Genomic DNA, 25,312 nt, shown 5'->3' with positions numbered 1-25,312 from the left:
GACGTCACTGCACCAGGTTCGTGACGGGGGCCACCTGGTCCGTGAGCTGGTGCAGCTGGCTCAGGTCGTTCAGCCGGTTGAGGCCGGCGAGCTGGTTCGCGAGCCTCGGCATCTGGGCGCGCTGCTCCTCGGGCATGCCGGCCGTCGCGATGCCGTCGACTGTGCTGAGCAGCGAGATCTTGCCGTCGTCGGAGGCGGGGACGGGAGCGGCCGCCTGCGCGGCCGGCGCGGCCAGGGCCGCCGCTCCGGCGGCCAGCGAGACGGCGGCGATGAGTCGTCGTGCTGATGTCATGTCCTCAAAACCTGTCGGACCGCGCGAAGGTCACGGGTTCGCCGCCGCCCTCACTCGGGAAGCTCATCTTCCGTGCCGTGTACGCGTGGGGACGCCCGGCCGCGGCCGGCGGCCACCCGCCCGGACTACTTGTCCCACAGCACGTCATCACCCGCGTCACCCCAGGTCACGGCCGCACGCGCCCGTTGTCGTTCACACGTGCGGACCTGGCACGGATGGTCCGGCCGCGAGCGGACGCCGCAGATCCGGTCCAGCTTGGGTCTGCGCGCGACACACCCGTGCCCGCGTGCACCCGTTCCTCGAAAGGAAGTCTGATGCGCAGCTTCGCCAAGGCCGCGGCCGTGGTCGCCCTCTCCGCTCCCCTCGTGCTGGGTGGTGCCGGTCTCGCCTCCGCCGCCCCGCACGACGACGGCCCGGCCTACGAGAAGTCCGTCCACTCGGCCAGCGCGAACGGCGGTTCGTGCACCAAGATCGTCAGCGGCTTCAAGAACGGCAAGGCCTACTTCTACAAGGTGACCCGCACGGCGGGTCCGCACGGCGCCTGGAGCAGCGGCACGGGTTCGCACTCCTGACGCAGGTGCGGGGCCCCGGCCCGTGTGCTGAGTCTGCGTGGCAACACCGGACGGCGTGTGCCGCCCACGGCGGCACACGCCGTCCTGCGTTTCTCCCCCAGCCGGGCCCCGTCGACAGCGTTCACCCCTTTAGTGCACGCGGGAGAAATCCCCCGGACAGAGGGGTGACCTTGCGTCACCGCAGGTCAACAAAGGGTGACCGAGGCGAACTGACGATCGCACCACGGCGGCCCCGGCATGCTCGGCAGGCATATTCGCCCGGACGCGCACACGGTGGTCTCGGCGGGGCCCAGCGGGCGGGCCCTGACCGTGGCCGGCAGGGCACCTCCTGCTCCCCGTCCTCGGGCTCCCGGTCACTCGGATGCTCGCGTCAACCGAAGGGAATGCGTCACATGCGCAAGCTTGCCAAGGCGATCGCTGTTGGAGCTGTTGTCGTCCCGGTCGTCCTCGGCGGTGCCGCCGTCGCGTCCGCCGACAGTGGTCCGGGCTACGGGAAGTCGGACAACTCGGCGACCGTCTACGGCGGTTCGTCGTCCCACACCCTGAGCGGCTTCAAGGACGGGAAGGCCTACTTCTTGAAGGTCTCGAAGACCGCCGACTCCACCGGTGCGACGGGTAACGCGACCGGTTCGCATTCCTGACCCGGCGGCTCCACCGGAGGGGCCGTAGGGCAGCAGGCCCCGAGGAGCCCTTCCTCGGGGCCTGCCGGTGTGGCCCACTCCCCGCATCCGCACTTCTCCCCCACGCATCCCGCAGCACCCGCCCGAAACGGAGTTCCGATGCCCGCCCCCCGCACCCTGCTGTCCACCATGGCCCTGGCCGTCGCCTGCCTCGCCGTCGGGACCGCCACGACGGCCACCGCCCTGACCGGCCACGAGCCTCAGCCCACAGCCGCGCCCACCGCGCCTGCCGCCGCACCGTCCGCCTTCACGCGCACCGACAGCACCCGCGCCACCTCCGCGATCACCGAACTGTCGGCGGAGGAGATCAGCACGGGAACGACGGCACGTGTGAAGGTCACCGGGCGGCTCGTCGAGGGCTCCACGCTCACCTTCCCGCTGGCCCGGATCCCGCTGACCGTCCAGGTCACCGACGCGACCGCCGGCACGCCCGCGCGCTGCCACGCCCGCACCACCGCCCGCGGCACCTTCGGCTGCTCGGTCGCGGTGACGGCGGGTTCCTCCCGCTCGGTGAAGGCCGCCTTCGCGGGCAACGAACTGTTCGCCCCGAGCACCTCCACGACCAGCATCGACGCCACGGACGACGCCGTGCTCCCCACGGCCCCCGCGACGCCCACGCCCCCGGAGCCCTCGACCGCCCCGGCGAAGGGCACCCCGAAGCACGCCAAGTTCAGCGACACCACCGTCTGGGACTGAAAAGGGCCGGTACTTTGAGCTGATCGGGTTGGATGACCGCATTCCTCACCCCGGCACGGCCGGGGCGCTTCCCACGCCCGCGCACCGGGCGCGCAGAGTAAGACACGTTCGTACTCCTCGCGGCAAGGCCCAGGGAAGGGATGCCTCGTGAAGGCACGTCATCTCCTCATGTCCGCAGTGGCGACGGCCGCCGTCCTCACGGTGGCGGGAGCGCCGTCGGCGCAGGCAGCGCCGAATCCCCCCGACTACAACTCCGAGGCTCCCTCGCCCGGCTGGGCGGGGGAGACCATCTCCTTCGGCAAGGACTCGATGCGGCACACCGTGATCGCTTCCGGGTTCCGCGCGGACGGTACCGCCTACTTCATCAAGAAGGAGATCCGTTTCTCGCCGGACGGAATCTCTTTCAGCAATATCTCCTCGCACTCCTGAAATCGGATCTCCTGCACGGCATTCGGTACGTGTTATGCCGTGACCTCGCCTTGACGAACGGCGTTAGGAATTACGCGGCTGTGTGTAGGCAGCCGCTCTATCCGAGTCAAAGGAGAACGTGATGTCTCGCATCGCGAAGGCAGCCGCTGTCACCCTCAGCACCGGAGCCGTCCTCATCGGCGGTGCCGGCATGGCCACGGCGGACGCCGGTGCGCAGGGCGCCGCGATCGGTTCCCCCGGCGTCCTCTCGGGCAACCTGCTCCAGGCCCCGATCAACGTCCCGGTGAACGTGTGCGGCAACACCGTCGACGTCATCGGCCTGCTGAACCCCACCTTCGGCAACAAGTGCGCCAACGACGGGGGCGGCAAGGGCCACCACGGCGGCCACCACGGCGGCGGCGCCGGCTACGGCAACTGACCGGACCCCGACGAAGCCCCCGGTGCGCGTTCCACCGGGGGCTTCGCGCACGCGGCGCTAATCCCCGTACGCGTAGAGCCCCTCGTGGTCGAGGAGCTCGTCCGGTCCGGCGTCCCACGGCGGCATCGGCTCGTGTCGGGCGACGATGCGTCGGTACTGCCGCTGACCGGGCTCGGGCGGCCGCTCCGGGAGGTAGCGCGCGGAGCGGGGGTGACGGCGCTGCCACCGGTCCCACAGCAGGTCGACGAAGGCGTGGTTCAGCCAGAAGACCGGGTCGTTCACGGAGGCGCCGCCCAGCATGTGTCCGCCGACCCAGCGGTGGACGCGGTTGTGGTTGCGCCAGCGTTCCTTGCCCCGCGCCGACGTCCAGCCCTCCAGCTTGTTGCGGAAGCCCTCGGGCGCCGTCGAGTCCCACGGCGGCACGTCGTAGCGGGGGTCGTCCATGGCCCAGGCCACGTCCCGTGCCGTGGGCAGGTCGATGGGGTCCTGCGGGCGGCCGAAGTCGCGGGTGAGGAACTCGCCGTCGGTGACGTCCTCCTTGATGGTCCAGTGCCCGTTCCGGTACGCGAAGGGACCGGTCATGACCTGCCGGTCGCCCCGGCGTCCGTTGCCGCCCATCAGATCGGCCCCCCAGAGCGTGCCGCCGCGCCCGCGGTCCTTCGTCCAGTCCCAGTAGGGGACGGTGACGGCGGGGTCCACGCGCCGCAGGGCCCGCTCGAACTCCAGCAGGAAGCGGCGGTGCCAGGGGAAGAACGACGGCGTCATGTGGGCGACGCGGAGCCGGTCGTCGCCGTCCGACACGTAGAAGTCGATGTGCGTGCGGACGAATTCGTCGTACTCACCCCGGCGTTTCAGCTTCAGCACCGCGTCGACGAAGCGGCGCCGCTCCGCCCTGCTCAGGCTGCGCTGGTTCCTGCGCACGTGGGTCATGACCGCCCCCTCAGTGTGTGCGGCCGGTGAGGGCGCGGAGGGGGCCGAGCTCGTCGACGGCTCCTTGCGCGGCCGCGAGCGGAGTCGCGTACGACTGGTAGTGGTCCACCATGCTCAGGTAGCTGCCGTCCGCGCGGCGCATGAGGCCGAGCTGCCGTCCGTCGACGGTGATCCGCCAGCCCGCGGAGGCGTGGCCGCCCTGGTGCGCCGTGGGTTCGCCCTGGATGCGCCGCCCCCGGTACGTCTCGTCGAACGGTGTGTCGCCGGACGGGTCCTGCGGGGGCGTGTCCGGTACGGCGCGGGTGATGCCCGCCGCCGCCAGGCACGCCGCGGCGGCGGTACCGATCAGGTGGCGGCGGGTCATGCGGTCGAGGAACGAGGAGCCCATGGCGTCCTTTCGTCGACGGGTCCTGTCAGGCGGTCCAGAAGTCCCACCAGCGCGTCAGGATCAGCATTCCGATGACGCCCAGGTGCAGGGCGGGAAAGACCCACGTGAATTCACCGAGAGCGGTGCGCAGCCATGAGGGTGCGGGCAGGAATCGGGACCGTACGCTGTGCGCTGTCACGTACCAGAACATGAGCGTGGTGGCGGCCCAGGCGAGGCAGCACCAGAGGCACAGTGAATTGATCCGGTAGAGGGACTGGAATTGCAGCCAGCCGCAGAACGCGACACCGAATGCCGTGCCGGCGTTGAAAGTGAGCCAGTACCAACGGGGAAAGCGTGCGCCGCCGATCAGCCCGGCGCCGACGCAGATGACGACGGCGTAGGCGACCAGTCCCAGCATCGGGTTGGGGAATCCGAAGGCCTCGGCCTGTTCGCTCCGCATGATGTTGCCGCAGGCGACCACGGGATTGAGGCTGCACGCGGGGACGTAGTCCGGGTCCTTCATCAGGTGGAGCTTGTCGAGGGTGATGACCCAGGCGGCGAGGAGCCCTGCCGCGCCGGTGACGGCCAGGAGCAGGCCGAGCCGTCGGCCTGCGGCGGGGACGGGCGCGGCGGGTGCGGTGCGCGCCGCACCGGGGGCGCCGACGGCTTGGAGCGGTACCCGGTGCGGCAGGTCGGTGGTGCGGCTCATCGGCGCAGGCTGCGGGCGGGCAGCAGGCAGTGCGCCGCGCTCAGCATGGTCTCCTCGGCCCCGGCGAACTCGGTGAGTCGCTCCTCGGAGACGGGCTCGCCCGGTTTGGCGTCCGGCCACGCGCGCGTGGTGGCCATGAAGTAGGCGTGGCCGCGCTTCTTGACGGCGGCCAGCCATTCCGGCGGTGCCACGCACTGGGCGTTGAGCTGGGGCATGCTGACGACGGCGTGGTCGCCCTCGACGAGGAGGCTGACCGGCAGGGACGGGTTGCGTGCCCCGTCGAGCAGCGGGCCGCCGATGGGCAGTCCGGCGTCCTCGAGGAGGCGGCTCATCGCTTCGGCGGTGGCCTCCGGGCCGCCCTCGGTGTCTCCGAGGGAGTAGGCCAGCAGGAAGGGCATGTCCTTCTCGTCCTCGGGGTGTTCGCCGCTCCAGGCGAGAACAGCCACGGTTCCCAGATCAGTTGCTCGGAAGGGGCGCTGTTCGCTGGAAGTTGAGGTCATGGGGGGAACCGTATAGACGTGTGCGTACGGCTCCGGGCCCGTTGTCACCCGTGTGGCCCAGCGCGGAAACGCCATCACACGATGGGGTCACCCGGTCGGCCGCGGAGCTGACGGCTCGTGCGAACACGGGGTACGAACGCGGCGTGCGGACATGCCGAAGGGCCGGTCCGTGGAAGAGGTGACCGGCCCTTGCGCGCACGGGGCGCTGGCAATGCGCGTGTCCGGGTCCCGGCCAGAAACGTTTGTTCCGCCGGGGAAGGAAGCGCGTTCTACTTGCCGAGGGGGAGTCCGCCGAGGAGCTCGGTGGGGCCGCCCGCGGAGTTCAGGCCGTCCGTGGTGTCCGCGACGGTGCTGACGACCGAGTCCTTGTTCTCCGTGTCGAGCATGTTCGTGCTCACCGGCTTGGTGTCGAGCAGGTGCGGGGTCTGGCCGGCGATGGATTCGAGGCCACCGTTCAGGCTGGTGGGTGTCAGGTCAGCGGCGAACGCGGGCGCGGCGGAGCCGGCCACGGCGATCGAACCGGCGAGAACTGCAGCAGCCTTCAGGGCCTTCATCATGTTCCTTTCCTCGGCGACATGCGTGCCGCCTTTTGGAGCACCGTTCAGGCATCGTTCGCCTGTTGTCTCTTACTCCGGGACTAACGAGCGCGAGACGGTACGGAAACCCCTGGCCCTGAAACTTCCCTGATCCCACTCGAATTCAGAACACGAATCAGAGCGCGGGCGTCCGCGGCAATGCGGGCGTCCTGGGCAGTTCCGGCGTCGTCCCGGGGCCCTCGGCGGGCACCTTGGGCAGAGGCGGCAGGCCCGGCAGGTTCGGCGCGGGAAGTCCGCCGCCCAGGACCGAGGCGACGAGGAAGTTGACGAGGCCGGTGACGACCACCGGGACCTGGGCGACGACCGCCTTGGCGTCACCCGCGGTGGCGGCCTTGAGGAGGCCGTCGACCGCCTTCTGCAGCGCGGCCACCGCGTCGGCCTTGGCGTCGAGCGGCGCCTCGGCGACCCGGGCGGCGACCTGGGGCGCCACCTTCTCGACCGTCTTCGCGGCCGCTTCGTCGGTCGTCTTCGCGGCCGTCTCGTCAGCCGTCTTGGTGGCCCCCTTGGCCGGCGGCTTGGCCGCCGCGTCGAGGGCCGCCTTCACCGCGTCGGCGTGCTTCTTGGCCTCGTCGGCGGAGAGCTTGTTTCCGGGCGCCTTGAGCACGGCGGTCAGCAGTTCGGTGACGGGGGTCAGGACCTTTCCGATGGTGCTCAGCTGCTGGACCTGGGCCATCGGGTCCGGCGCCGCGGGCGCGCTGGTGACGGTCCTGGCCGGGTCGTGTGGGGCGTCGCCGACCGAGGCGAGGGCCGGTCCTGCCGTGCCGAGCAGCAGCGCCGCGCACAGGGTGGTGGTCGCGAGGCGCCGTACAGGCAGAGCGCGCATGGTGTGTCCCTTTCGGTGATGCATCAGATCTTGTGATCACCGTGAAAGCGGTACGCGCCGTCCGCAACCGAGCGACTTCGGAGCGTATCGGCGAGTCGAGGTGCATACGGGCATCTGCGCAGGTGGAGCAGGGATCTGACGGGCTATCGGCCGTTCGGCGACGGCACTCCATTCGGGGCACCGGCGGTCCCGCCGCAGACGCACCGGGACAGGAACGCGGAACGGCCGCCCCCGCTTTGGCGGGGACGGCCGCTCTGAACCGACGGTGCGTCAGTCGTTGACGCACGTGTTGCCGAACGCCGGGTTCAGCAGACCGATGACGTTGACGCTGTTGCCGCACACGTTGACGGGAACGTGGATCGGAACCTGCGCGTTGTTGCCCGAGATCACGCCGGGGGAGTTGGTGGCAGCGCCCTGCGCGCCGCTGTCGGCGGCGGCGACGCCCGCGGAGCCGGCCACGGCGGCGGCGGCGACAGCGGACAGGGCAAGAGCCTTGGTGGTACGGGACATGGAGTGCTGCTCCTTGGTGATGATGCGACGTACGGGCGGGCTGCCCGTCTGGAGGGATCAACTGCCGACGTCGGTGTCGAGTTGTGCGCCCAGACGGGTGATGCGCGGCGGCAACCGCCCGTGACGGGCCTTCACCAATCCGACACACGCCCGGAGGTCGGCCGAGCCTCCCGCGTCAACGGCTACAGTTGCGCTCTCCTTTAGGGCATTCCACTTATATGCCCTCAGACTCCTGCAAACAGGGTGAATCGCCCTTATCTCCGCTGTGGTTCAGAGTTCACACACTCGGAAGGCCAACGCCGTCATGCGTCACTCCCTGGGCCTGCGTCGCGTGTTCGTCATCCCCCTCGCACTGGCCGCGTGCCTCACCGCGACCGGGACCGGCTCGGCCGCCCCGCCCGGCACCGAGAAGACGCGCATCGATTTCGCGCAGCGCTACAGAGCGCTCCAGCACGGCGGGATCGTCCGGGCCGCCAACTCGGCGATCACCTGCCGCCGCGCGGTGGACCGTACGGCGGAGTCCTGCGCCCGTGCGCGAGGCGGCCTTCCGGGTGCGAACGACGACTCCGACATGTTCTACGTCGACGTCGACGACGACCCGAACACCTACAACTCCAGCACGGGCGAGGTCCGGCTGCCCCCGCACTCCCGCGTCTCCTACGCGCGGCTGTACTGGGGCGGCAACCTGCGGGCCGGTGAGCAGAAACCCCCCAAGGACAACGGGCGGGTGCTGATCGCCGAGCCCGGCGGCGCCTACAAGCCGGTCATCGCCGACACCCCGGTCGGCCACCGCGTCACCGACGGCGCCGACGCCTTCCAGGCCTCAGCCGACGTGACCCGGCTCGTCCGCTCGGCGGGCGGCGGCACGTACACCGTGGCGCAGGTCAACGTCGCCAAGGGGCACTCGAAAGCCGGTGCCTGGGGCGGCTGGACGCTGGTCGTGGCGTACGAGAACGCGGCCGAACCGCTGCGCGCCCTCGCCGTGTACGACGGCTTCGACGCGACCGGCGGGCGCGGCCACCGGCACGCGGTGCGGCTGCGCGGCGTGCCGGGTGGGACGGCGGGCACCGTCGGCGTGGTCGCGTACGACGGCGACCGCGGGCGGCGCGGCGACACGGTGGCCGCCTCGTCCGGACGCACCCGCCCCGTGCCGTTGACGGACGCCGCCAACCCGGCCGGTGACGCGCTCAACTCGACCATCAGCGAGCCGGGGGCCCCCGCCCGCAGGACCCCCGCGTACCCGAACACCCTCGGCTACGACTCCGACGTCTTCCCACTGGCCGCGGGCCACAAGCGGCGCGGCGACCTCACGGTCCACCTCGCCTCGCAGGACCCGGCGTGGGTGGGCGTGGTCTTCGCCGCCGTCGCCGCGAAGCGCTAGCACCCGTTGCCCCGCTCCGCTCCGGCGGTGGCCCCGCACCCCACTCGAAGGAGACGCGCATGCCTCTGCCTTCAGCACCCCACCCCCCACGGGTCCTGCACGTCAGCCAGCCCGTGGAGGGCGGCGTGGCACGGGTCGTCGTCGACCTGGCCGCCGCGCAGGCCGCCACCGGCACCGACGTGCACGTGGCCTGCCCCCCGGACGGTTTCCTGCCGGGCGCGCTGCGCGCCCTCGGCGCCGGTGTCCACGTACACCCCTGGACGGCGTCCCGCTCCCCCGGCCGCGGTCTCGGGAGCGAGGTGCGGGAACTGCGGCGCGTCATCGACACCGTGGGTCCCGGCCTCGTCCACGCCCACAGCGCCAAGGCCGGGCTCGCCGCGCGTCTCGCGCTGCGCGGCGGCATCCCCACCGTGTTCCAGCCGCACGCCTGGTCCTTCGAGGCGGTCGGCGGTCCCGCCGCGTTCCTCGCCCGCCTGTGGGAGCGCAGGGCCGCGCGGTGGGCGGCCCGCATCGTCTGCGTCAGCGAGGCCGAGTGGGTGACCGGCCGCCGCGCCGGGATCTCCGGCTCGTACCAGGTGATCCCCAACGGCGTGGACACCGACCGGTTCGCGCCCGCCGGACAGGACCCCACCCACGTCCCGCTGGTGGTGTGCGTCGGCAGGCTCTGCCGCCAGAAGGGGCAGGACGTGCTCCTGCGCGCCTGGCCCGCGGTGGCCGCGCAGGTGCCCGACGCCCGCCTCGTCCTGGTCGGGGACGGGCCCGACGACGCACGGCTGCGGGAGCGGGCCGGGCCTCGGGTGGCCTTCGCGGGCGCGGCGGCCGACGCCGCGCCCTGGTACCGGGCGGCCGACGTCGTCGTCCTGCCGTCCCGCTGGGAGGGCATGGCACTGGCCCCGCTCGAAGCCATGGCCTGCGGCCGTCCCGTCGTGGTCACCGACGTGGACGGGGCGCGGGAGAGCCTGCCGCCGTCCCACCGCCCGCACTCCCTCGTACCGCCCGAGGACCCCGGCGCCCTTGCCGGGGCGCTGGTCGCCCTGTTGCGGGACGGGCGGCTGCGGGACGAGCTGGGGCGGCGGGGCCGCGAGCACGTACTGGACCACCACGACGCACGGCGCGCCGCGGCCGCGGTCGACGCGGTGTACGGCGAGCTTCTGGGCACGGCGCCCACCGAGTACAGGGAGTGCAGCACGACGTGAGTGCGGAACGGACCGTTGCTTCCTCATCGGCTCAGTCACGGCAGGACACCCAGGCCCCGCCCGGCACCTTCGTCGTCGCGCCACGCGAAGCGACGGTCCTGCGCGGCGGGGCGACGGCGCGGCGCCCCGCCCGGCGACGGCGCTCGGCCGCCGCGCTCGTGGCCGTCGACTGCGCCGCCGCCCTGGCCGCCCTGCTCCCGCTCGACGACCCCCTCCGGCAGGCCGTCCTCGCCCCGCTCCTCGTGCTCGGCGTGCTGGCACTGAACGCGCAGGGCCGGCTGTACGAGTACGCCGCGCTGCCCGACACGCTCGGCCAGTTGCCGTCGCTCGCCGGGCGGACCGTGCTCGCCTGGTCGGTCACCGCCGTTCTCGCCACCACCCTGCCCGCCGTCGGACCGCTCGCCCCACGGACGCTGCTCGGCATGGCGGCCCTCCAGTGCCTGCTGAGCTTCTGCGGACGCGCCCTCGTCCACCGGCACCGGCGGACCACCACTGTGCGCAGGCCCCGGCCGGTCCTCGTCCTCGGGCCGAGCGGCCAGGCCCGCGGTGTGGCGGCCGCGCTGCTGCGGCGCCCCGGCTGCGGCATGCGCCCCGTCGGCATCGTCAGCGAGACCGCGGACCCGCCGCAGGACACGGAGGACGGCGCCGAGGCGCAGGCGGGGTCCGGTCCCGAACTCCCCGTGCTCTGCACGGAGGACGAACTCCACCGCGCCGTGATCCAGAACGATGTCGGCGCGGTGCTGATCGTCACCGGGCACGGCCCCGGACCCGCCGGATGGCTGCCGGTCCTGCACGGCCTGGGCTGCGACCTGTGGGAGCTCGAAGCACACCGCGCGGGCCCCGTGCCCGCACCGGACGGGCCACGGCAGTACGTGGCCGGGTTCGCCTGCCGCCCCCTGACGCCCGCCGGGACCGGCCGGACCGGCGTCGGCAAGCGGCTCCTGGACATCGCGGTCTCCGGAGTGCTGCTGCTCGCGGCGGCACCGGTCCTCGCGACCTGCGCGCTGGTGCTGCGGACCGTCGAGGGGCCCGGCGTGATCTTCCGTCAGGAGCGCGTCGGCAAGGACGGGCGGCTCTTCACCCTCCTCAAGTTCCGCACGCACCGGCCCGCCGACCCGCAGGAGGCGGCGACCCGGTGGAGCGTCGCCGACGAGCACCGGATGAGCGCGTTCTGCCGGTTCCTGCGCGGCACCTCGCTCGACGAGCTGCCCCAGCTGTGGAACGTGCTGCGCGGCGACATGAGCCTCGTCGGCCCGCGCCCCGAACGGCCTTTCTTCGTCACGCAGTTCAGCCAGACCTACCCGGACTACGCCCACCGGCACCGCATGCCCACCGGCATCACCGGTCTGGCGCAGATCCACGGGCTGCGCGGCGACACCTCCATCGAGGACCGGTGCCGCTTCGACAACGCCTACATCGACAGCTGGTCGTTCTGGCAGGACCTGTGCATCCTGCTGCGCACCCTCGGCTGCCTCGTCCGCCGCACGGGGAGCTGACCACGGTGACCCACGACCCGTCCGCCGCCGTCCCGTTCGGAGCACGCCTGCAGGACCTGCGCGACGCCCTGCCGCCCGGACTGCGGCGGAACGCCCCGGTGCTTCCCGTGGTGCTCATGATCGCGCTGCTCGCCCTGCCCGCGCCCGCCGAGGGCGTGTCCTCCGGCGGTGGCGGGACCGGCGGCGCGGCCGACGCGGTGTCCGCCCTCGTCGTCGGATACTGCGTCGTCCGCGCCGTGCGCTCCCGGCGGCGGCCGCTGACCCGCACCGCGGCCGTCCTCCTCGGACTGCCCGTCGTGGGCATCACCGTGGCGGCCTTCGGCGCCTCGTCCGCGGCGACCGGCGTCGCGGGGGCCGCCCGCTACCTGCAGATCTTCGTGCTCGTACCGGCCGCCGTCCTGATGCTCGTCCGCGACGCCCACCACTTCCGCCTCCTCGCCTGGTCGTTCGTGGGACTCGGCCTGTGGCAGGGCGTCATCGGCGTACACCAGAACCTCACCGGCACCGGCGCCTCGTACATGGGCGAGGACATCCGCGCCGTCGGCACGTTCGGCTCCACGGACGTCATGGGGATGGCCACCGTCGTGTCGTACGGCCTGGTCTGCGCGATGGCGCTGGCCTTCCGGCCGCACGTGCCGCGTCAACGCACGGTGGCGGTCGTGTGCGCGGGCCTCCTGACGGTGCCGCTCGCCCTGTCCTTCAGCCGTGGCGCGTGGATCGCCACCGCGGCGGCCTGCGTCGTGGTCCTCGTGCTCGCCGGGGTGCGCCGCGCGGCCCGGGTCCTGCTGGTCGCGGGCGCCGCCGCCGTCGTCCTCGTCGCGGGTCTCGGCGTCGGCTCGGCGATGCTCCAGGACCGCCTCAGCAGCATCACCCAGGTCACGGACACCCCCGACCAGTCGGTGACCGACCGCTACACGATGTGGGCGGCCTCCGCCGACATGTGGCGCGCGCACCCGGTGACCGGCGTCGGCCTGAAGGGGTTCCCCGACCACCGCGACAGCCACGCCTCGCTCGCCCTGTCCTCCGGCAGCGACACGGCGGGCGCGGGCAGCGGCTTCGTACGCCAGCCGCTGCTGTCCCCGCACAACATGTACCTGCTGGTCCTCAGCGAGCAGGGGCTGCTCGGCCTCGGCACGCTGGCCGGTGCCTGGGCGGCGCTCCTGGTGTGCGCGGTACGCCGCTGGAATGGGCAGCGCGCGGGGCGGGACGGGGCGGGCGGGCCGCGGCTCGACTGCGCGCTGGTGGCGTGCGGACTGCTCGTCTGGCAGCTGATCGACTTCGTGTACGCCGACATCGGCGGGCCCTCCACCGTCCTGACCGCGATCGCCCTCGGCATGGCCGCCTGGTGGGCGGTCGGCGCCCGCGAGCGTCCCGCGGCGGGCACGGCGGGCACGGCGGAACCGGCGGCCGTTCACGGAGAGGCGGGTACGCGATGACGACCGTGCCGCAGGAGGTGGCTCCCGAGCCGGACGCGCCGCCCACCGCCGGAACCACCGCGCCCACCGCGACGGTCGCGCCCCCGGCCCCGACGCCGGCCCCGGAGCCCGCCGAGAAGACAGGCGGCTCGTTCCTCGCCAAGGCCGCGCTGGTCACCGCCGCGCTGTCCGTCGCGGGATCGCTCCTCGGGCTCGTCCGCGACCAGGCACTCGCGCACTTCTTCGGCGCCGGGACCGACACCGACGCCTTCCTCGTCGCCTGGACGCTCCCCGAGCTGGCGGCGACGCTGCTCATCGAGGACGGCCTCGCCTTCTTCCTCGTGCCCGCGTTCAGCCTGGCCCTCGCGCGCCGCGCGGACGGCCCGCCCCTCGACCCGGTCCGCGAGCTCGTCCGGGCCTCGCTGCCCCGGATGACCCTGTGGTTCGTGGGCACGGCCGTCCTGCTCATCGCGGCCGCCCCCTACCTCGTCGCGGTGCTCGCCCCCGGCCTGCCCGACCCGCGGCTCGCCGTCGACTGCACCCGGCTGACCGCCACCTGCGCCCTCACCTTCGGCCTCACGGGCTACTGCAGCGCCGCGCTCCGCGCCCACCAGCGGTTCGTCGCGCCCGCCACGGTCTACGTCGCCTACAACGCGGCCATCATCGCCGCCCTGTTCGCGCTCGCGGCGCCGTTCGGGGTGCGGGCCGCGGCGGCCGGTGTGGCGGTGGGCGGGGTGCTCATGGTCGTCGTACAGGCGCCGTCGCTGTGGCGGCAGCTGCGGCGCCCGTACCGGCCCGGACCGGGGGCCGCGTCCGCCTCGGCGGGTTCCCCGGACAGGACCCTTCAGACCGCGATCATCTGGACCGTCCTGCTGTTCGCGCTGTGCCGTCAGTCGCAGGTCCTCATCGAGCGGTTCCTCGCCTCGTCGCTGCCCGCCGGGGCCATCTCGCACCTGAACTACGCGCAGAAGGTCGCGCAGATGCCGATGGCCCTCTCGCTCATGATCTGCACGGTCACCTTCCCCGTCGTGGCGCGGGCGCTCGCCAAGGGCGAGACGGAGCGGGCCCGCGAGCGCGTCGAGCGGGACATCGTCCTGGCCGGTTGTGTGGTGCTGCTCGGCGCGGCGGCCGTCGTCGCCGCCGCTCCCCCGCTCATCGAACTGCTCTTCCAGCGCGGCGCCTTCACCGCCCGCGACACCGCCGCCACCGCGTCCGTCATGCGCGTCTACGCCTTCGGCCTGCTCGGCCACACCCTGGTCGGCGCGCTGGCCCGCGCGCACTTCTCGGTGGCCCGCACCACATGGATCCCGCTCTACGCGATGTTCGTCGGCGTCGTCGCCACCGCGGGGATCGGCTTCCTGACCGTCGGCACGTGGGGCGTCCACGGGATCGCCGCGGCCAACGCGACCGGCATCTGCGTCACCGCGCTGCTCCTGCTGCGCGGCATGGGCCCGCGCACCGTGCCGATCAGGACACGGGCCCTCGCCGGACAGCTGGGCCGTCTCCTGGTGGCCGCGGGGTGCGCGGCGGTGCTCGGCGCCCTGTGCGCGCAGCGGGTCGCGCACCCCGCACTCGCGGTCCTCGCGAGCTTCACCGTCGTGACCGTCTCCTTCGTGCTCATCGGGCTGCTCCTGAGGGCGCAGCCCTGGCCGTCCGCCCTTCGCACCGTCAGCAGAAAGCTGCGTCATGTCCGTTGACCTCACTCCGCCCGCGCCGTCCGGCACGGAGCCGTTCCTGCGGCTGCGGCCGCCCCGCACCCCGGCATGGGTGGCGATGTACCACTCCGTCGCGGACCCGTCCGACGATCCGTACGGGATCACCGTCTCCCCGGAGCGGCTCGGCGCGCAGCTGCGCTGGATGCGGCGCCAGGGGCTGCGCGGCGTCTCGATGAAGTACCTCCTGGAGGCGTGCGCGCAGGGCCAGGAGCACAACCTGGTGGGCCTCACCTTCGACGACGGGTACCGCGACTTCACCGACCACGCGCTGCCGCTTCTCCAGCAGTACGACTGCACCGCCACCGTCTTCGTCCTGCCGGGCCGCCTCGACGGCGACAACGCGTGGGACCCGCTCGGCCCCCGCAAGCCGCTGCTCGGCGCCGACGGCATCCGGCACATCGCCGAGTGCGGCATGGAGATCGCCTCACACGGTCTGACCCACGTCGACCTGACCGCCGCCGACGACCGCGTCCTGCGCCGCGAGGTCAGCGGCAGCCGGGCCGCGCTGCACGACCTGACCGGCACCGAGGCGCAGGGCTTCTGCTACCCGTACGGCACCGTCGACGAGCGCGTGCTGACCGCCGTCCGCGAGGCCGGGTACCGGTACGCCTGCGCCATCGCGCCCGGCGCCCTCACCGGCCCGTACGCCCTGCCCCGCGTCCACATCGGGCAGGACGACACCGCCTGGCGGCTCCGCCTGAAGCTGCGCACCAACCGGCTGCGGCGCCGTGCCCTCGTCCGTGCGGCGGTGACGTCCGCATGAGGGTCCTGCACATCATCACCGGTCTCGGTGTGGGCGGCGCGGAGCAGCAGCTGCGCCTGATGCTGCGCCACCTGCCGACGGACTCCGACGTCGTCGCGCTGACCAACGCGGGCACCGTCGCCCAGGGCATCGCGGCCGACGGCATCCGCGTCACCGACCTGGGCATGTCCGGCAACCGTGACCTGGCGGCGCTGCCACGTCTGGTCAGGATCATCCGCGCGGGCCGGTACGACGTCGTGCACACGCACCTCTACCGCGCCTGTCTGTACGGGCGCATCGCGGCCCGCATGGCAGGGGTGCGCGCGGTGGTCGCCACCGAGCACTCCTTGGGCGACTCGCAGATGGAGGGCCGGCCGCTGACCGCGGGGGTCCGCGCCCTGTATCTGGCCGGGGAGCGGCTCGGCCGGGTGACGGTCGCGGTCTCGCCCGCGGTGGGGGCGCGGCTGCACCGGTGGGGCGTGCCGCGGCAGCGGATCCGGGTGGTCCCGAACGGCATCGAGGTGGAGCGCTTCCGCTTCGACCCGGCGAGCCGGGCGCACACGCGGCGGCATCTCCGGCTGCCCGACGGGGCGTTCGTCGTCGGCGGCGTCGGACGGCTCGCCGCGGGCAAGCGCTTCGACGTGCTGCTGCGGGCCGCCGCGCAGCTGCCGGACGACGTGGTCGTCGTCCTGGTGGGAAGCGGTCCCGAGGAGCCGGAGCTCCGCCGTCTCGCGGACCGGCTCGGGCTCGGGGGGCGGGTGCGGTTCGTCGGCGAGTCCACGCACGAGGAGAGCCGCGGGCAGGGCGCCGACGTGCCGGACCTTCCGTCGCTCCTGTCCGCCATGGACGCGCTGGCCTCCCCCTCGCCCGAGGAGGCCTTCGGCCTGGCCCTGGTGGAGGGCCTGGCCAGCGGCCTTCCCGTGCTGTACGCCTCCTGCCCGGCCGTCGAGGGCCTCGACGCGGCGGAGCGGTCCGGTGCCGCGTACTGCCCGAGCGATCCGGACTCCTTCGCGCGGGCGCTGCACGGCCTGCGCGGCGACGTCCCGCCGCACCGCGAGGCACCGGCCGCGGTGCGGCACTACAGCATCAGCCGAAGCGCCGGCCAACTGATGGACGTATACGCGTCAGTTGCCCCCGGCCCGACCCTGGAGGTGACCCCTCGATGAGCGACTCCGTGAACGAGCGCCCGCGCACCCTCGCCCTGCGAGAGCGTGCCGCGCGGCTCCCCCGCTGGTCGGCGCTGCCGGCCTGCGCGGTCCTCGGCGCCCTGGCCGGTGCCGGGTACGGCGCGCTGCAGACGCCGCAGTACACGGCGACGAGTTACGTCGTCGCCGTCCCGCAGGAGAAGGGCGACCCGGCGACGGCGCTCGGCTTCGCGCAGGCGTACGGCCGGGTCGCCACGCAGCTCGCGGTGCTGGGCGACGCGCAGGTGGCGGCGGGCATGTCGGCCACGGAGCTGCAGGACAAGGTGAAGGTCGCCACGTCGCCGGACGCGCCGATGATCGCGGTCTCGGCGACCACGGACAAGCCGTCGTCCGCCGCGATCACCGCCAACGCGGTGGCCCGGTCGCTGTCCACCGGCGCCAACCACTCCAAGGACAGCACGCGGATCAAGCTGATCCCGTTCTCGCGCGCCCTGCCGCCCAACGACCCGGCGTCGCTCTCCACCGGTGTGACGACCCTGGTCGGCGGGTGCGCGGGCGGGCTGCTCGGCGGCCTCGCGCTCCTGGTCCGCCCGCGCGCCCGTACGGAGGCGGTGGCGGGCCCCTCCGTGCCGGGACCCGCGTCCGCGCTGGTGCGGAGCGCCCCGTGAGCACGGCGGCGCGCACGGAGCCGCGCACCACGCCCGACACCCGTACCGCGGCCGAACTCTGCGTGGACGAGGACGAGTTCGACGCGCTCGCGGAGCCGTGGGGCCGCCTCCACCGGTCGTGCGGGGCGGCGACGCCGTTCCAGAGCCACGCCTGGCTGTCGTCCTGGTGGCGGTCGTACGGGAGTCCCGGGCGGCTGCGCGTCCTCCTGGTCCGCGACGGCGCGCGGCTGATCGCCGCGGCGCCGCTGATGCGGGTGGACCGGCCGCTGCCCGCGCTGAAACCGCTGGGCGGCGCGATCTCCGACTTCACGGACGTCCTGGTGGACGACGCGTGCCGTGAGGAGGGCACGGAGGCGCTCCTGGCCGGCCTGTACGCGCTGGCGAGGACCGCGCTGATCGACTTCGGGGAGGTCAGGCCGGGCGCCTGCGTCGAGCACCTCCACGCGCGCTGGCCGGGCCCGCGCCGCACCCTCGCGGCCTCCCCCTGCCTCGAACTCCCCCCGCTGCCCATGGAGGGCCTGCTCAAGCGGCTGCCGACGCCGCGGGCGCAGCGCACCCGCGCCAAGATGCGCAAGCTGTCGGCGCTGGGCGTGGAGAGCCGGGTCGTACCCGCCGACGAGGTGGAGAACTCGGTACGCACGCTGCTGCGGCTGCATCAACTCCAGTGGCAGGGCCGCAAGGTGACCTCCGAGCACCTCCAGCCGCGCTTCCACGAGCACCTGCTGCGCTCGATGCGCCCGATGGTCGCGGCGGGCGAGGCGGTGGTCACCGAGTTCAGTCTGGACGGCGAGGTGATGGCGGCGGACCTGACGCTGCTCTCGGACACGCTGGCGGGCGGCTACCTGTACGGGGCGCATCCCCGGCTCAGGGAGCGGAAGGTCGACGTCGCGACGATGCTCCTCGACGCGTCCACCCGGCACACCGGCGGTGAGCACCCGCGCGCGCTCAGCCTGCTGCGGGGCGACGAGCCGTACAAGCACCACTGGCGCCCGGAACCCGTCGTCAACCAGCGGATCCTCCTGGCCCGCAGGCGCACCGCGCCCCTGGTGTCCGCGGTGGCGTGGGGCGCGGCGGCCCGCCAGTGGGCGAAGCGGCGGCTGCGGGAGCGCGAGGAGCGGCGGAGCGGCGGGGCCGGGCGCGCCGGGAACGGGCGCGGTGGCGGAGCCTCGACGTGACGGCTCGCGCCACCGCGGACCGGCCGGGGGTCAGGACTTCTCCGGGTCCTTCCACCAGTCGAACCGCAGACACAGCTTGCCGCCGAGCCACTTCTCGACCCATTCGCCGAATTCCACGGGCGAACAGTTCGGCGGGTTCACGGGATCGGTCGGCAGCGCGTCACGGCCCGAGAGGAGCTTGCGGTAGATCTCCGCGGACTCCGGATTCTCCTTGCACTGCCACACGCCGTGCGGGCAGTAGTCGGTGACGGTGTTGTACAGCGGCTTCTTCTCCTTCATCCATTCCAGCATGCGGCGCATGTACTCCTCGTTGTCGCCGTTGCGGAACAGACCCCATTCCGGATAAGAGATGGGCTTCTTGTGGGCCGCCGCGAAGTCCACGTGGTGCTGGAGTCCATAGGGCTCCTTCACCTGCTCGTCGAATGACATTCCGCGCGGCTGGTCGTACGAGTCCATGCCGATGATGTCGACCGTGTCGTCCCCGGGATAGCACTGCGTCCACGGAACGGCGTCCCGGCCTCTGCTCGGCGTGAAGTCGAACTGGAACTTCTGTCCCGGCACCGAACGCATCGTGGTGACGATCCTGTTCCAGTACTTCTTCCAGGACTCCGGGTCCGGACCGCAGCGATGGGTGTAGGTCGTGCCGTTCATCTCCCAGCCGAGCACGACCACCGTGTCCGGCACGCCCAGGTCGACCAGGCGCTCCGCGAGCACCCGGTAGTGCTCGTCGAAGGCGCCGGTCGCGCCCCTCTTCAGCATCCCGGCGACCTCGGCGTCGCCGACGCCGTCCTCGTTGCGTTCGAGCATCGGGACGTTGAGCACGAAAAGCCTGTCGCTTTTCGCCTTCCGCCACTCGGCCCATTTCTCCAGGAAGTTCGGAGCGCCCTCGATGTTGCTCCAGAGGTCGCCCGGGAGGTACGTGTGACCGACCCTCAGCTCGGCGCCCCCGAGCCACCGGCTGAGTTCGGTCATCCGCTCGACCCCGCGCGGACCGTAGTCGAGATAGGCGCCGAAGGCGGGGGCCGCGGAGACGCCCCCGGGTGGTTCACCGTCACGTTCCGCATCCGCCGTATGCCCCGGCACGGTCGCCAACGCGAGCGAAGAAACGATTCCCGTGGCGACGAAAGCGACACGTCCACGGCGTCGAAGACGTTGTGGGGTGTGTGATCCCATGCCTGCTCCTCTTTTTCCGGCCTCCGGCCGTGCTCATTCGAACAGCTCACTGACACTCCGTCATATGTATTTCTATTGCGCCAATCGTGCTTCTAATCCTGTGTTCCACCACATCGCCCGCATGGGCGATCGACAATCGAGGGTGACGTTGCAGCCTCTGGATACACGTATTCCTGCCGTCCTGTTGCGGATCGACAGGAATCCCTTTCACCACGGGACGCTCGGCGCCGTACGCTCGCTGGGGCGGGCCGGCGTCGAGGTCCACCTGGTCGCCGACGACCGGCGCAGCCCCGTACAGCGCTCCCGCCACCTCCACCGGATGCACGCGCCCCCCATGCCCGGCGCGTCGCTCGCCGAGGTCGCCGCCGTGCTGCGCCGGGTCTCGCGCCGCCTGTCCGGACCCGCCGTGCTGATCCCCCTGGACGACGCGAGCGCGCTCGCCGTCAGCGCCCTGTACGACGAGCTCACCGACTGCTTCCTGCTGCCCCGCACGGCGGGCAACGTCGCCGAGCGCGTCGCCGACAAGGCGACCCTCGCGCAGGTCTGCGCGCAGGCGGGCGTCGCCCACCCCACGACGCTGGCGCCGGAGTCCGCCGCCGAGGCCGCGGGCGCCGTCGACCGCCTCGGGTCCCCCGTCGTCGCGAAGTGGAGCCGCCCCTGGCTGCTGCCCCGCGACGCCGGCCTGCGCAGCACCACCGTGATCCGGTCCCCGCGCGAGGCCTCCGACCTGTTCGAGCGCCGCGCGGAGGCGGGCAGCCGCCTGCTCCTCCAGGCGTTCGTGCCCGGCGCCCGCGACGCGGACTGGTTCGTGCACGGCTGCGCGGGCCGCGACGGTGTCGTACGCGGCGGGGGCACGGGCCGCAAGCACCGCTCCTGGCCGCGCTCGGCCGGCCTGACGGTGAGCGGTGAGTGGGCCGAGAACCCCGCGCTGCGGTCCGCCGCCGCGCAGGTCGTGGCCGCCCTGGAGTACCGCGGGATCTTCGACCTGGACTTCCGCAGGGACGCCGAGACCGGCGACTACCACCTCATCGACTTCAACCCGCGGCCCGGCGCCCAGTTCCGCCTCTTCGCCGACGGCACGGACACGGACGTCGTACGCGCCCTGCACCTCGACCTCACCCACCGCCCCGCCCCGGCCCCCGACCCCCTGCCCGGCCGCACGTTCCTGGTCGAGAACTACGCCCCGCTGGCCGCCCTGCGCGCCCTCTCCCGCCCCGGCCCGCGCCCGTCGCCCGGCAACGAACTCGCCTGGCACGCCGACGACGACCCGGCGCCGGGCGCCGCCCTGCGCCGCCTGTGGCGCCGCCACGTGACGCGCAGGATCGGCGCAGCCCTGCGCCACCGGACCCACCGGATCCTGACGTCCCTGTCGATCAGGGCGCGGGAGCACGCGCCCGCCGTACTCCCCGGCACGCCCACCAGAGAGCGAGCAGTCACCGATGCATGACCTGCTGATCGTCGGAGCGGGCCCCTACGGCCTCTCGGTCGCCTCACACGCCGCGGCGGCCGGCCTGGACGTACGGATCTTCGGCAGGCCCATGGCGTCCTGGCGGGACCACATGCCGCGCGGCATGTTCCTGAAGTCGGAGCCGTGGGCGTCCGACCTGTCCGACCCCGCGGGCCGCTTCGGCCTGGCCGCGTACTGCGCCCGCGAGAACCTGCCCGCCGAGCACGGCAGGCCCCTGCCCATCGAGCACTTCGCGTCCTACGGCCTCTGGTTCGCCGAGCAGGCGTCCCCACCCGTCGACGAACGCCTCATCGCCTCCGTCCGGGCCGCCCCCGACGGCTACGAGGCACGGACCGAGGACGGGGAGACCCACCACGCGCGTGCGGTGGCCCTGGCCGTGGGCGTGCTGCCCTTCACCGAGATCCCCCGCGCCGTCCGCGGGCTGGGCACCGAGCACGTCTCGCACAGCAGCCACCACGCCGACCTGGCGCACTTCCGCGGCCGGGACGTGACGGTGCTCGGCGCCGGGCAGGCGGCCCTGGAGACCGCCGCGCTCCTGGCCGAACAGGGCACCCGGGTGCGGATCCTCGCCCGGTCCCCGCGCGTGCGCTGGAACACCGTGCCGCCCGCCTGGCAGCGGCCGTGGTGGGAGTCGCTGCGCGCCCCGCACACCGGCCTCGGCTGCGGCTGGCGCAACAAGTTCTACGCCGACACCCCCGGCGCCTTCCGGCTCCTCCCCGAGCGGACCCGCGCCCGCGTCGCCGCCGACGCGCTGGGCCCGGCGGGGGCGTGGTGGGTCAGGGACCGCGTCGAACCGCGGGTCGAGGTGCGGGTCGGCCACCGGATCGCGTCGGCCGACGCCGTCGGAGGCCGCGTCCGGGTGAACACCGTCGCCGCGGGCGGCGGAGGCCTGAGCTTCGCGACGGACCACGTCATCGCCGCCACCGGTTTCCGCGCCACGACCGACCGCATCGGCGTCCTGCCGCCGGAGCTCCGCGGCGGGCTGCGCTCCCTCTCCGACGGCACGCCCTACGTCAGCGACCGCTTCGAGACCTCGCGGCCCGGCCTCTTCCTCGCGGGCCTGACGACCGCGTCGAGCTTCGGGCCCGCCATGCGCTTCGTGTACGGGGCCGCGTTCACCGCCGACCGCCTGGTGCGGGGCGTCGAACGGCACGTAGGGCGCGGACGCCGGACACCCCGGCCGGTCCGGTCGTACGAGGAGCACGCGCGCCGGACGGTGGCGGGCGCACGCTGAACGGGTGGCACCGGGACGCGCGGGGGCGTGGCGACCCGGTGCCCAACTCCGTTGCCTCTAGCCTCGGTTCAGGTGACGCGCCGACGCCACCGGGCTCGGCTTCCGTGTCCGTGATCGCTCCACCGAAGCCGAGCCACCAAAACGGCTCTCTTATGAGTGACACCGCGGGCGAATGGGTGAATGGCTCTTCCCGCGCGGGCCGTGCGGTGATGCACTTGATGCGCTTCATGGGACAGGCCCGGTCGCTTTCCGCCAGCCGTCGGCTTCTATGCCGTGGGTGAGCGACATTCAAAGAGGCAGGTCTCTACCTCCCTTGCGCCGGCAGGGAAGCAATTCCGTCTGCTTCCCTGCCGGCGTATTGCCGTTCCCGCCCCCGCTATTCCGTTCAGCGCCCAGGCGCCGGCATTCCGCGCCGGTACAGAATCGCGCCGCCGAGCAGCAGGGCCACGCTGGTTCCCGCCGCGCCGAGCAGTGTGCCGTCCACGCCCGTCGCCGCGAGCATGTCGCCGGGGGCCGGAGCGGCGTGTGCCGAAGCGGCGTGGACCGGTCGCGCCGCCCGGTCGCCGTGCGGCGCGTGGCCCGGCGCGGTGAACGAGGACGCCTCGGAGTGCCCGTTGGCGCCGGGGTGGCCCGGGGGCATCGCCCGGGGGTGCGTGCCGGGGCCCTGCGGGGTGTGCCCCGCCGGGGGGACGACGCCGGACGGCGGCTGCCGGTGGGGGTCCTGGTGCCGGCCCGGGTGGTGCTGGCCGTGGTGGTGCGACGAGGTACCGGCACCGGCCTCGGCGTTGCAGCCGTTGCCCATGGCGGGAGAGAGGCCGGCCACCACGTCGGCGGTGTTGCCGCAGGCGTTCACCGGCACGTCGGCGGGTGCCTTCGCGTTGTTGCCCGCCAGCACGCCGGGCGAGCGGGCCGCGTCGCCGACGGCGGAGGAACCGGTGGAGCCCGTCGGGCGGGCGGAGCCGTCGGTGGTGTGCGAGGCCGCCTTCGGGGCGCTCGGCACCGAACGCGACGCCCCCGGCCCGGAGTGCGTGTGACCGTGCGCGTGGGAAGAGGAGCCGCACGAGTTCCCGAAGGCCGGATTGCCGGCCCCCGCGCCGTTCACGCTGTTGCCGCAGACATTCACCGGCACCTCCACCGGCGCCTGCACGTTGTTGCCCGACAAGAAGCCTGGCGAACCTGACGCCTGTCCGTTCGCCCCACCGGCGGCGAACGCGGAGGCACCGGACAGGGACAGGATGCTCGTGGCGGCCGCGGCGGAGAGCATTCCTTTGCTGAGGGCCTGTCGCAATCTATTGGTCTTTCTCTGTCGGAGGGTGAAGCCGGCCCCGGCACCGAAAGGGCTGCCGGGGCCGGCTGAGGCACAGCGGGAACAGCTGGGCGCCTACGTCAGTCGTTCACGCACTGGTTGCCGAACGCCGGGTTCAGGAGCGCGATGATGTCGACGGTGTTGCCGCACACGTTGACGGGAACGTGGACCGGCACCTGGATGTTGTTGCCGGAGATGACGCCCGGGGAGCCCACGGCCGCGCCCTCCGCACCGGCGTCGGCGAACGCCGGGGCGCCCATGCTCAGAGCCATGACGGCGCCGGCAATGATCGTTGCGCTCTTCTTGAGCTTCACAGCTTTTCCCTTCTTTCGGGTCACGCCTGAACGGCGACCTGAGTCCTGGTCAACGAGCGGAAGAAGCATAGGGAACCGCGGAGTTGACAATTTTCGGAAGTTCACTCGAATGCGATGACAAGGCATGAAAAAGCTCGGGCCACCCGAGGAGGAAGGAATTCGGGCGGCCCGAGCAATTACTGCGGTGCGGCAGATCAGCCGTTGTGCTCGCCGTTGCCGGCCAGGAGCGAGAGGTCGTCCAGGAGGTGCGACAGCGGCTCGTCGCCCTTGGCCTGGGTCGAGTTCTCGGTGCACTGCTGGTTCTGCGGCGCCGAGAGGATCGGGATGTCCTGGACGCCGACGTTGACCAGGGCCACGATGTTCTGGATGTTGAGCTTGGCCGGGAGGCCGATGCAGGGCTTGTTCAGCGAGCCCTGGACCAGGGACAGCTGCGGGCTCATGTCGCCCTTGGTCGCCGAGTTGCCGAACGACTGGCTGGCGCCGTTGCCGCTCATCGACTCCGTGCCGCTGTCGTTGCCGATGGCCATCGCGGGGGCGGCGATACCAGCGGAAACGGCGACGGCGGCTGCTGCCGTCGCCATAGCCTTCTTAAGCATTTGGGTTCCTTTTCTGGGGCAGACGCTCACGTTACTGCGGCCTGTTCAACTCCCCGCCCCGCGTTTGGTTCCGCGCATTCACTCCATCGGATCGATCAGTGGCCCCCATGACGACGGATCCACCCGGGAAAAGCCCGCACCGAAATAATCGTCTGATTATTCACAGATCACTGTTTCTCACCGCCGCGGGGCCGCGTATTGGGCCATAGGAGTGAATTCCAGCAACTCATCCCGTCCCCGGTAGTTGCTCAGGGCGCTCCGAGGACGGGGCTAACTCAGAGAGGAACACCTGTGATCAAGAAGGTTATGGCTGCAGCTGCGGTCACGGCTTCCGTCGTCGGCATGTCGGCGGCGGCAGCGCCCACGGCTCTCGCCATCGGCGACGACAGCAGCACCGAGACCATGAGCGGCAACAACGCCATGCAGTCGTTCGGCAACTCCGCGACGTACGGCAACATGAGCCCCCAGATGGCGCTCATCCAGGGTTCGCTCAACAAGCCCTGCATCGGCCTCCCGGCCAAGGCCAACATCCAGAACATCGTGGCCCTGGTCAACGTCGGTATCCAGGACATCCCGATCCTCTCGGCGCCGCAGAACCAGCAGTGCACCGAGAACTCGACCCAGGCCAAGGGCGACGAGCCGCTGTCGCACGTCCTGGACGACCTCTCGCTCCTGGCCGGCAACGGCGCCCACAACGGCTGATCCAGCCGACCGGCATCACTCGCCCGGCGGCGCCCTCGGGGCGCCGACCGGGCGAACCGCCCGG

At 72.6% G+C, this 25,312-nt stretch carries 29 protein-coding genes; 17 read left to right on the top strand and 12 right to left on the bottom strand.

What is annotated here, in order from left to right:
• Window positions 1-4: 4 nt before the first annotated feature.
• Window positions 5-292 carry a hypothetical protein gene (locus DEJ47_RS20315; RefSeq protein WP_150170330.1) on the bottom strand — a complete coding sequence of 96 codons (288 nt, stop codon included), beginning with the start codon at window positions 290-292 and terminating at the stop codon, window positions 5-7.
• A gap of 314 nt (window positions 293-606) precedes the next feature.
• Between DEJ47_RS20315 and DEJ47_RS20310 the strand changes: the two genes are divergently transcribed.
• From DEJ47_RS20310 to DEJ47_RS20290, 5 genes are all read left to right on the top strand, one after another.
• Entirely contained in the window at window positions 607-864 is a 258-nt protein-coding gene (locus tag DEJ47_RS20310) for a hypothetical protein (RefSeq protein WP_150170328.1), read from the top strand.
• A 392-nt stretch (window positions 865-1,256) separates the two neighbouring features.
• Complete coding sequence (locus tag DEJ47_RS20305) at window positions 1,257-1,505, top strand: hypothetical protein (RefSeq protein WP_150170326.1); 249 nt, start codon at window positions 1,257-1,259, stop codon at window positions 1,503-1,505.
• Between the two features lie 138 nt (window positions 1,506-1,643).
• Window positions 1,644-2,240, top strand: a complete 597-nt coding sequence (locus DEJ47_RS20300; protein ID WP_150170324.1) for a hypothetical protein — start codon at window positions 1,644-1,646, stop codon at window positions 2,238-2,240.
• Window positions 2,241-2,387: 147 nt separating this feature from the next.
• A complete protein-coding gene (locus tag DEJ47_RS20295; protein WP_150170322.1) occupies window positions 2,388-2,669 on the top strand; it encodes a hypothetical protein in 282 nt (93 codons plus the stop codon).
• A gap of 121 nt (window positions 2,670-2,790) precedes the next feature.
• Window positions 2,791-3,087 carry a chaplin gene (locus DEJ47_RS20290; protein ID WP_150170320.1) on the top strand — a complete coding sequence of 99 codons (297 nt, stop codon included), beginning with the start codon at window positions 2,791-2,793 and terminating at the stop codon, window positions 3,085-3,087.
• Window positions 3,088-3,144: 57 nt separating this feature from the next.
• Here DEJ47_RS20290 and DEJ47_RS20285 read toward each other — a convergent pair whose 3' ends face one another.
• From DEJ47_RS20285 to DEJ47_RS20255, 7 genes are all read right to left on the bottom strand, one after another.
• Window positions 3,145-4,017, bottom strand: coding sequence for a tyrosinase family protein (locus DEJ47_RS20285; RefSeq protein WP_150170318.1), 873 nt, complete (start codon window positions 4,015-4,017; stop codon window positions 3,145-3,147).
• A 10-nt stretch (window positions 4,018-4,027) separates the two neighbouring features.
• Window positions 4,028-4,405 carry a tyrosinase cofactor gene (locus tag DEJ47_RS20280; RefSeq protein ID WP_150170316.1) on the bottom strand — a complete coding sequence of 126 codons (378 nt, stop codon included), beginning with the start codon at window positions 4,403-4,405 and terminating at the stop codon, window positions 4,028-4,030.
• 25 nt (window positions 4,406-4,430) lie between these two features.
• Window positions 4,431-5,093, bottom strand: a complete 663-nt coding sequence (locus DEJ47_RS20275; RefSeq protein ID WP_150170314.1) for a vitamin K epoxide reductase family protein — start codon at window positions 5,091-5,093, stop codon at window positions 4,431-4,433.
• Window positions 5,090-5,593, bottom strand: a complete 504-nt coding sequence (locus tag DEJ47_RS20270) for a DUF5949 family protein (RefSeq protein WP_150170312.1) — start codon at window positions 5,591-5,593, stop codon at window positions 5,090-5,092. Before DEJ47_RS20270 ends, DEJ47_RS20275 begins: the two co-directional genes overlap by 4 nt.
• A 269-nt stretch (window positions 5,594-5,862) precedes the next feature.
• Window positions 5,863-6,147 (bottom strand): hypothetical protein, encoded by a 285-nt coding sequence (locus DEJ47_RS20265; RefSeq protein WP_150175755.1) that lies wholly within the window; start codon window positions 6,145-6,147, stop codon window positions 5,863-5,865.
• 157 nt (window positions 6,148-6,304) lie between these two features.
• Window positions 6,305-7,012: a hypothetical protein gene (locus DEJ47_RS20260; protein WP_223828420.1), complete on the bottom strand. Its 708-nt coding sequence runs from the start codon at window positions 7,010-7,012 to the stop codon at window positions 6,305-6,307.
• 270 nt (window positions 7,013-7,282) lie between these two features.
• The gene (locus DEJ47_RS20255) at window positions 7,283-7,522 is read right to left on the bottom strand and encodes a chaplin (protein WP_150170310.1); all 240 of its coding nucleotides are present in this window, start codon (window positions 7,520-7,522) and stop codon (window positions 7,283-7,285) included.
• A gap of 304 nt (window positions 7,523-7,826) precedes the next feature.
• On the opposite strand from DEJ47_RS20255, the gene DEJ47_RS20250 reads away from it, so the two are divergent.
• The 9 genes from DEJ47_RS20250 (at window position 7,827) to DEJ47_RS20210 (ending at window position 18,455) form a co-directional block, all read left to right on the top strand.
• Window positions 7,827-8,903 (top strand): DUF3344 domain-containing protein, encoded by a 1,077-nt coding sequence (locus tag DEJ47_RS20250; RefSeq protein WP_190415475.1) that lies wholly within the window; start codon window positions 7,827-7,829, stop codon window positions 8,901-8,903.
• 59 nt (window positions 8,904-8,962) lie between these two features.
• Window positions 8,963-10,099: a glycosyltransferase gene (locus DEJ47_RS20245; RefSeq protein ID WP_150170308.1), complete on the top strand. Its 1,137-nt coding sequence runs from the start codon at window positions 8,963-8,965 to the stop codon at window positions 10,097-10,099.
• Window positions 10,096-11,595: an exopolysaccharide biosynthesis polyprenyl glycosylphosphotransferase gene (locus DEJ47_RS20240; protein ID WP_150170306.1), complete on the top strand. Its 1,500-nt coding sequence runs from the start codon at window positions 10,096-10,098 to the stop codon at window positions 11,593-11,595. The genes DEJ47_RS20245 and DEJ47_RS20240 overlap by 4 nt, the downstream gene beginning before the upstream one ends.
• A 116-nt stretch (window positions 11,596-11,711) precedes the next feature.
• A complete protein-coding gene (locus DEJ47_RS20235; RefSeq protein ID WP_150175752.1) occupies window positions 11,712-13,031 on the top strand; it encodes an O-antigen ligase family protein in 1,320 nt (439 codons plus the stop codon).
• Complete coding sequence (gene murJ / locus DEJ47_RS20230; RefSeq protein WP_150170304.1) at window positions 13,028-14,707, top strand: murein biosynthesis integral membrane protein MurJ; 1,680 nt, start codon at window positions 13,028-13,030, stop codon at window positions 14,705-14,707. The genes DEJ47_RS20235 and murJ overlap by 4 nt, the downstream gene beginning before the upstream one ends.
• On the top strand, window positions 14,697-15,488 hold the full coding sequence (locus DEJ47_RS20225; protein WP_165283205.1) for a polysaccharide deacetylase family protein: 792 nt from the start codon (window positions 14,697-14,699) through the stop codon (window positions 15,486-15,488). Before murJ ends, DEJ47_RS20225 begins: the two co-directional genes overlap by 11 nt.
• Window positions 15,485-16,633, top strand: a complete 1,149-nt coding sequence (locus DEJ47_RS20220) for a glycosyltransferase (protein WP_150170302.1) — start codon at window positions 15,485-15,487, stop codon at window positions 16,631-16,633. The genes DEJ47_RS20225 and DEJ47_RS20220 overlap by 4 nt, the downstream gene beginning before the upstream one ends.
• On the top strand, window positions 16,630-17,280 hold the full coding sequence (locus DEJ47_RS20215) for a lipopolysaccharide biosynthesis protein (protein WP_150170300.1): 651 nt from the start codon (window positions 16,630-16,632) through the stop codon (window positions 17,278-17,280). The genes DEJ47_RS20220 and DEJ47_RS20215 overlap by 4 nt, the downstream gene beginning before the upstream one ends.
• On the top strand, window positions 17,277-18,455 hold the full coding sequence (locus DEJ47_RS20210; protein WP_150170298.1) for a GNAT family N-acetyltransferase: 1,179 nt from the start codon (window positions 17,277-17,279) through the stop codon (window positions 18,453-18,455). The genes DEJ47_RS20215 and DEJ47_RS20210 overlap by 4 nt, the downstream gene beginning before the upstream one ends.
• Before the next feature lie 30 nt (window positions 18,456-18,485).
• Here DEJ47_RS20210 and DEJ47_RS20205 read toward each other — a convergent pair whose 3' ends face one another.
• On the bottom strand, window positions 18,486-19,628 hold the full coding sequence (locus tag DEJ47_RS20205) for a glycoside hydrolase family 26 protein (protein WP_150170296.1): 1,143 nt from the start codon (window positions 19,626-19,628) through the stop codon (window positions 18,486-18,488).
• A gap of 148 nt (window positions 19,629-19,776) precedes the next feature.
• Between DEJ47_RS20205 and DEJ47_RS20200 the strand changes: the two genes are divergently transcribed.
• A complete protein-coding gene (locus DEJ47_RS20200) occupies window positions 19,777-21,075 on the top strand; it encodes an ATP-grasp domain-containing protein (protein WP_223828720.1) in 1,299 nt (432 codons plus the stop codon).
• Window positions 21,068-22,330 carry an FAD-dependent oxidoreductase gene (locus tag DEJ47_RS20195; protein ID WP_150170292.1) on the top strand — a complete coding sequence of 421 codons (1,263 nt, stop codon included), beginning with the start codon at window positions 21,068-21,070 and terminating at the stop codon, window positions 22,328-22,330. The genes DEJ47_RS20200 and DEJ47_RS20195 overlap by 8 nt, the downstream gene beginning before the upstream one ends.
• 385 nt (window positions 22,331-22,715) lie before the next feature.
• On the opposite strand, the gene DEJ47_RS37540 is transcribed toward DEJ47_RS20195, so the two are convergent.
• From DEJ47_RS37540 to DEJ47_RS20180, 3 genes are all read right to left on the bottom strand, one after another.
• The gene (locus DEJ47_RS37540; RefSeq protein WP_150170290.1) at window positions 22,716-23,618 is read right to left on the bottom strand and encodes a chaplin; all 903 of its coding nucleotides are present in this window, start codon (window positions 23,616-23,618) and stop codon (window positions 22,716-22,718) included.
• 98 nt (window positions 23,619-23,716) lie between these two features.
• Entirely contained in the window at window positions 23,717-23,908 is a 192-nt protein-coding gene (locus DEJ47_RS20185; protein ID WP_237527685.1) for a chaplin, read from the bottom strand.
• 236 nt (window positions 23,909-24,144) lie between these two features.
• Window positions 24,145-24,546, bottom strand: coding sequence for a rodlin (locus tag DEJ47_RS20180; RefSeq protein WP_150170288.1), 402 nt, complete (start codon window positions 24,544-24,546; stop codon window positions 24,145-24,147).
• Window positions 24,547-24,837: 291 nt separating this feature from the next.
• Between DEJ47_RS20180 and DEJ47_RS20175 the strand changes: the two genes are divergently transcribed.
• Entirely contained in the window at window positions 24,838-25,248 is a 411-nt protein-coding gene (locus tag DEJ47_RS20175; RefSeq protein WP_150170286.1) for a rodlin, read from the top strand.
• Window positions 25,249-25,312: the final 64 nt, after the last annotated feature.

Origin of the sequence: Streptomyces venezuelae (assembly GCF_008642355.1) — a bacterium.
Classification (GTDB): domain Bacteria; phylum Actinomycetota; class Actinomycetes; order Streptomycetales; family Streptomycetaceae; genus Streptomyces; species Streptomyces venezuelae_B.
This window is presented reverse-complemented; position numbering and strand designations above follow the sequence as displayed.

What these genes read in the sequence shown, in the direction of transcription:
- DEJ47_RS20250 (WP_190415475.1), top strand. Translation starts at nt 7,827, where the DNA reads ATGCGTCACTCCCTGGGCCTGCGTCGCGTGTTCGTCATCCCCCTCGCA.
- DEJ47_RS20280 (WP_150170316.1), bottom strand. Translation starts at nt 4,405, where the DNA reads ATGGGCTCCTCGTTCCTCGACCGCATGACCCGCCGCCACCTGATCGGT.
- DEJ47_RS20185 (WP_237527685.1), bottom strand. Translation starts at nt 23,908, where the DNA reads ATGGCTCTGAGCATGGGCGCCCCGGCGTTCGCCGACGCCGGTGCGGAG.
- DEJ47_RS20260 (WP_223828420.1), bottom strand. Translation starts at nt 7,012, where the DNA reads ATGCGCGCTCTGCCTGTACGGCGCCTCGCGACCACCACCCTGTGCGCG.
- DEJ47_RS20205 (WP_150170296.1), bottom strand. Translation starts at nt 19,628, where the DNA reads ATGGGATCACACACCCCACAACGTCTTCGACGCCGTGGACGTGTCGCT.
- DEJ47_RS20310 (WP_150170328.1), top strand. Translation starts at nt 607, where the DNA reads ATGCGCAGCTTCGCCAAGGCCGCGGCCGTGGTCGCCCTCTCCGCTCCC.
- DEJ47_RS20255 (WP_150170310.1), bottom strand. Translation starts at nt 7,522, where the DNA reads ATGTCCCGTACCACCAAGGCTCTTGCCCTGTCCGCTGTCGCCGCCGCC.
- DEJ47_RS20315 (WP_150170330.1), bottom strand. Translation starts at nt 292, where the DNA reads ATGACATCAGCACGACGACTCATCGCCGCCGTCTCGCTGGCCGCCGGA.
- DEJ47_RS20270 (WP_150170312.1), bottom strand. Translation starts at nt 5,593, where the DNA reads ATGACCTCAACTTCCAGCGAACAGCGCCCCTTCCGAGCAACTGATCTG.
- DEJ47_RS20290 (WP_150170320.1), top strand. Translation starts at nt 2,791, where the DNA reads ATGTCTCGCATCGCGAAGGCAGCCGCTGTCACCCTCAGCACCGGAGCC.
- murJ (WP_150170304.1), top strand. Translation starts at nt 13,028, where the DNA reads ATGACGACCGTGCCGCAGGAGGTGGCTCCCGAGCCGGACGCGCCGCCC.
- DEJ47_RS20215 (WP_150170300.1), top strand. Translation starts at nt 16,630, where the DNA reads ATGAGCGACTCCGTGAACGAGCGCCCGCGCACCCTCGCCCTGCGAGAG.
- DEJ47_RS20275 (WP_150170314.1), bottom strand. Translation starts at nt 5,093, where the DNA reads ATGAGCCGCACCACCGACCTGCCGCACCGGGTACCGCTCCAAGCCGTC.
- DEJ47_RS20195 (WP_150170292.1), top strand. Translation starts at nt 21,068, where the DNA reads ATGCATGACCTGCTGATCGTCGGAGCGGGCCCCTACGGCCTCTCGGTC.
- DEJ47_RS20285 (WP_150170318.1), bottom strand. Translation starts at nt 4,017, where the DNA reads ATGACCCACGTGCGCAGGAACCAGCGCAGCCTGAGCAGGGCGGAGCGG.
- DEJ47_RS20305 (WP_150170326.1), top strand. Translation starts at nt 1,257, where the DNA reads ATGCGCAAGCTTGCCAAGGCGATCGCTGTTGGAGCTGTTGTCGTCCCG.
- DEJ47_RS20225 (WP_165283205.1), top strand. Translation starts at nt 14,697, where the DNA reads ATGTCCGTTGACCTCACTCCGCCCGCGCCGTCCGGCACGGAGCCGTTC.
- DEJ47_RS20235 (WP_150175752.1), top strand. Translation starts at nt 11,712, where the DNA reads ATGATCGCGCTGCTCGCCCTGCCCGCGCCCGCCGAGGGCGTGTCCTCC.
- DEJ47_RS20220 (WP_150170302.1), top strand. Translation starts at nt 15,485, where the DNA reads ATGAGGGTCCTGCACATCATCACCGGTCTCGGTGTGGGCGGCGCGGAG.
- DEJ47_RS20245 (WP_150170308.1), top strand. Translation starts at nt 8,963, where the DNA reads ATGCCTCTGCCTTCAGCACCCCACCCCCCACGGGTCCTGCACGTCAGC.
- DEJ47_RS20180 (WP_150170288.1), bottom strand. Translation starts at nt 24,546, where the DNA reads ATGCTTAAGAAGGCTATGGCGACGGCAGCAGCCGCCGTCGCCGTTTCC.
- DEJ47_RS20300 (WP_150170324.1), top strand. Translation starts at nt 1,644, where the DNA reads ATGCCCGCCCCCCGCACCCTGCTGTCCACCATGGCCCTGGCCGTCGCC.
- DEJ47_RS20265 (WP_150175755.1), bottom strand. Translation starts at nt 6,147, where the DNA reads ATGAAGGCCCTGAAGGCTGCTGCAGTTCTCGCCGGTTCGATCGCCGTG.